The sequence below is a fragment of the Pseudomonas sp. NBRC 111124 genome, assembly GCF_001320245.1.
GTDB lineage: Bacteria > Pseudomonadota > Gammaproteobacteria > Pseudomonadales > Pseudomonadaceae > Aquipseudomonas.
This window is the reverse complement of the sequence record NZ_BCBA01000091.1, coordinates 1-3,395: the sequence shown is the minus strand read 5'-3', so window position 1 is coordinate 3,395 and position 3,395 is coordinate 1. Positions and strand designations below refer to the sequence as shown.

The 3,395-nt window shown below is 64.4% G+C and carries 3 protein-coding genes; 2 read left to right on the top strand and 1 reads right to left on the bottom strand.

The window, feature by feature from the left end; translation table 11 throughout:
- Nucleotides 1-310: 310 nt before the first annotated feature.
- Complete coding sequence (locus APH28_RS25885) at nucleotides 311-1,234, bottom strand: LysR family transcriptional regulator (RefSeq protein WP_060513273.1); 924 nt, start codon at nucleotides 1,232-1,234, stop codon at nucleotides 311-313.
- A 517-nt stretch (nucleotides 1,235-1,751) separates the two neighbouring features.
- Here APH28_RS25885 and iacA point away from each other — a divergent pair.
- Both iacA and APH28_RS25875 read left to right on the top strand, forming a co-directional pair.
- Nucleotides 1,752-2,921, top strand: a complete 1,170-nt coding sequence (gene iacA / locus APH28_RS25880) for an indole-3-acetate monooxygenase (protein WP_060513272.1) — start codon at nucleotides 1,752-1,754, stop codon at nucleotides 2,919-2,921.
- A 17-nt stretch (nucleotides 2,922-2,938) separates the two neighbouring features.
- Entirely contained in the window at nucleotides 2,939-3,301 is a 363-nt protein-coding gene (locus APH28_RS25875; protein WP_060513271.1) for a hypothetical protein, read from the top strand.
- Nucleotides 3,302-3,395 lie beyond the last annotated feature (94 nt).

The following is a 3,395-nucleotide window of genomic DNA, read 5'->3' as shown; positions in this document are numbered from 1 at the left end:
GTGAGGTGTGGACGCGGTCGGGCTGCACCAGCTCGGCCGGGTCGACCGTCAGGTTGACGGCGGGGATCAGGTTGCTCACGGGGGTCACCTATGTGGGGCGATTTCTTATGAGAGCAACGTAAAGGGCAGGGGAGAGGGGCTCAATGACAGCGGCGGGCAATGTCGTTGCGTTTTGTGCAACAAAAGCCGAGGCTGCTTTGCAGCCTTTTCGCGACACAAGGCCGCTCCTACAGGCCAGCGCATTCCCTTGTAGGAGCGGCCTTGCGTCGCGAGAGGGGCGCAACGCGCCCCCAGCAATCCCAAGCCTGTCTCAGGCGCTAGCGGCCATGCGCACCGCCCTGGCCATCTCCGTGGCCAGTTCGCGGCTCAACCCATCCAGCGTGCGCCCGCGCCGGGTGACAATCTGGATATCGGTCGCATTCATCGCCGGGCAATCGATGGCCAGCGCCTTGAACGTGCCACTCTTGATCTCATCGATGATCGGCAGCTCGGCCAGCAACGTGGCGCCCATGCCGGAGCGGACAAAGTCGAGGATCACCGCCAGCGAGTTGGACGTGAGCGTGGGCACGATGGCGAACGACTGGTCTTTGCACGCCGCATCCGCCAGTTCGCGCACGCGGAAGTCGGCGCCCGGCAGCACCAGCGACTCGCGCGCCACTTCCTCCAGGCTGATGGTGGAGCGCGCAGCCAGGCGGCTGTCGCGGTGCACGATCATGCGCAATGGCTGGGCCAGGCTATACAGGCGGGTCAGGCGGGCGGTGGCGCTGGGGGCAAAGATCACCCCCAGGTGCGCCTCGTCGGCCAGTACCCGGCGCTGCACCTCCAGCGAGGGCGCGCTGATGATCTCGGCCTTGTGCGCACCATGGGCATGCAGAAAGCCCTGTAATGAGTTGATCGCCCGGGCACCCAGAAGGCCTTCGCCGATGGCGATCACGGTCGACGCCTGCTGCAGGCCGCGTAGCTGATCCAGACGGTCGACCAGCTGGGCGTGCTGGCGGATGCGTTCGACGTAGTAGGCCACCGCCGCCTCGCCGGCAGCCGTCAGGCTGATGCGGTGGGTGCCGGGGCGGACCAGTTCGATGTCCAGTTCTTCTTCCAGCCGGGCGATCTGCCGGCTGACCGATGAGGTGGCGACGCCCAGGGCTTCGGCGGCGGCGCGCATGGAGCCTTTGTCGTGGCTCAGGTGCAGATAACGCAGGCGATGGTCCTGCAAGTCGATGTGGCGGGTGGGCATGGCCTCGACCTCGGTGTAATCACGGCAGGCATTGGCGTGTCCCCATCGATCCTGGCGGGGCGCTTGCTGTTGTTTTTATAGGGCCGGCTCTGGTGGCTGGCCTTGTGGCGCTCCTTGCCTGGCCATCCTACACCAGCTTTTTTCTCGCCGGAATCATGTGAAAAGTCGACTAAAAATTTTTCGAGATATCAGCGTCCATGGTTAGTTTTTTTTCCTGCTTTTTGATGGCCTGCACCCACTATAAAAATTGATATTAATCAACTGGATAATTAATTCTCTGTGGGTCAAAAGGACGCTTGGCGATGCAAATGCGCTGTTTTTTAGCGTGAAAATTCAATTGACAATTCACGTAATCGGCCGCAAATTTTTGTCACCGGCACCTAAAACAAGAGAGACAGACCATGCCGCCCGACCCAGCCTTTTCCTCCCTGCGTGGCCGCTGCTCGCCCTTGCCGAGCCTGGCCATTTCGCCGCCTGCCAAACAACACAAAAACTGCGCCTGAGACGGAGAATGTCCATGGATTCGCTTTGCCTGCGTGCCGCGCCTGTGTCGGCGCTCGCCTCTGGCCCTGCCTTCGAGGCCTTGCTTGACGGGGTGCGCGATCGTGCCCGTGTGGGTGAGTTCGATCGTCAGCGCCACATCTCCCGCGATGTGATCGATGCCTTCAAGGCCCATGGCGTGTACCGCGCCCTGGTGCCGAAACGCTTTGGCGGGCTGGAGTGCTCGCCGGGTGCCTTCTGCGAAATGATCGAGCGCATTTCCCATGCCGACGGCTCGGCCGGCTGGGTCGCCAGCTTCGGCATGAGCCCGGTGTACCTGGCGGCGCTGCCGCTGGAGACCATCGCCGAGATCTACGGCAACAGCCCCGACACCGTGTTCGCCGGTGGCATCTTCCCGCCACAACCGGCCGAGACCGTACCTGGCGGCTTCAAGGTCAACGGCCGCTGGAAGTACTCCAGCGGCTCCATGGGCGCTGACATCGTCGGCGTCGGCATTGCCCCGCGCAACGGCGACAAGCTCGACTTGCCGCGCCTGGCGGTGCTGCCGCGCAGCCAGGCGCGCATCGAGCAAACCTGGGACACCGTTGGCCTGCTCGGCACTGGCAGCCACGACCTGCTGGTCGAAGACGTGGTGGTCGGTGAACAGTGGACCTTTGTCCGCGGTGGCAAGCCGAACCTCGACGAGCCGTTCTTCCGCTACCCGTCGCTGTCGTTCGCCACCCAAGTGCTCTCGGTGGTCGGCCTGGGGATTGCCCGCGCCGCGCTGGACGAGCTGTCGGGCATGGCCAGCGGGCGCATCTCGGTCACCGGCGCCCCGGCCCTGGCCGACCGCCCGCTGGCCCAGGTCGATGTGGCCAAGGCCGAGGCGGCGCTGCGTTCGGCGCGGGCGTTCTTCTATGAATCCATCGAGCAGGCCTGGGCGCACGTGCTGGCCGGCGACCCGGTACCGGTCGAGGTCACCAACCTGCTGCGCCTGTCCTCCACCCATGCCGCGCGCGTGGCCGCCGAAGTGGCGCGCAGCGCACAGCTGCTCTCGGGCATGACTGGCATCTACAACGAAAGCCCGCTGGCCCGCTGCGTCAACGATGCGCAAGTGGTCACCCAGCACGCCTTCATGGGCGACGTCACCTACCAGAACGCCGGGGCAATGTTCTTCGGCAAACAGCCCCTGCCGGGCTACCTGTAACTTTCGGGATTACTGACATGAGCGATAAGAAAGCCTTGCGCGTGCTGTTCTGCATGGGCATCAACCAGAACTTCTTCGACGCCCCGCGAGAAGAGCAACTGCAGGTGTGGGCCGCGTTCAGCGCGATGTGGAACGGCATCCACGACCTGGCCGGGGTCGACGTGCTGGGTAACATGGATGACGACCAGAGCATGGTCGGCCCGTCCGACGGCTTTCCCTGGACCACCTACCTGCTGGCCGACGTGCCGGACATCGAAACCGTGCATGCCGCCTGCAACCTGTTCCGCACCACCGCCGTGGGCGAGGGGCCATACAAGCTGTGGCGCTATGCCAAGGTCGAGGCCCGCGTCGGCCGCGAACTGATCATCCAGCGCGCCTGATTCGAGGACTATGCCGTGACCAACCTGATCCCCGCCGTCAACCTGACGGTCGACCCGGCCGAGCTGGTGCAGCCCGACCGCGTCCACACCTCCC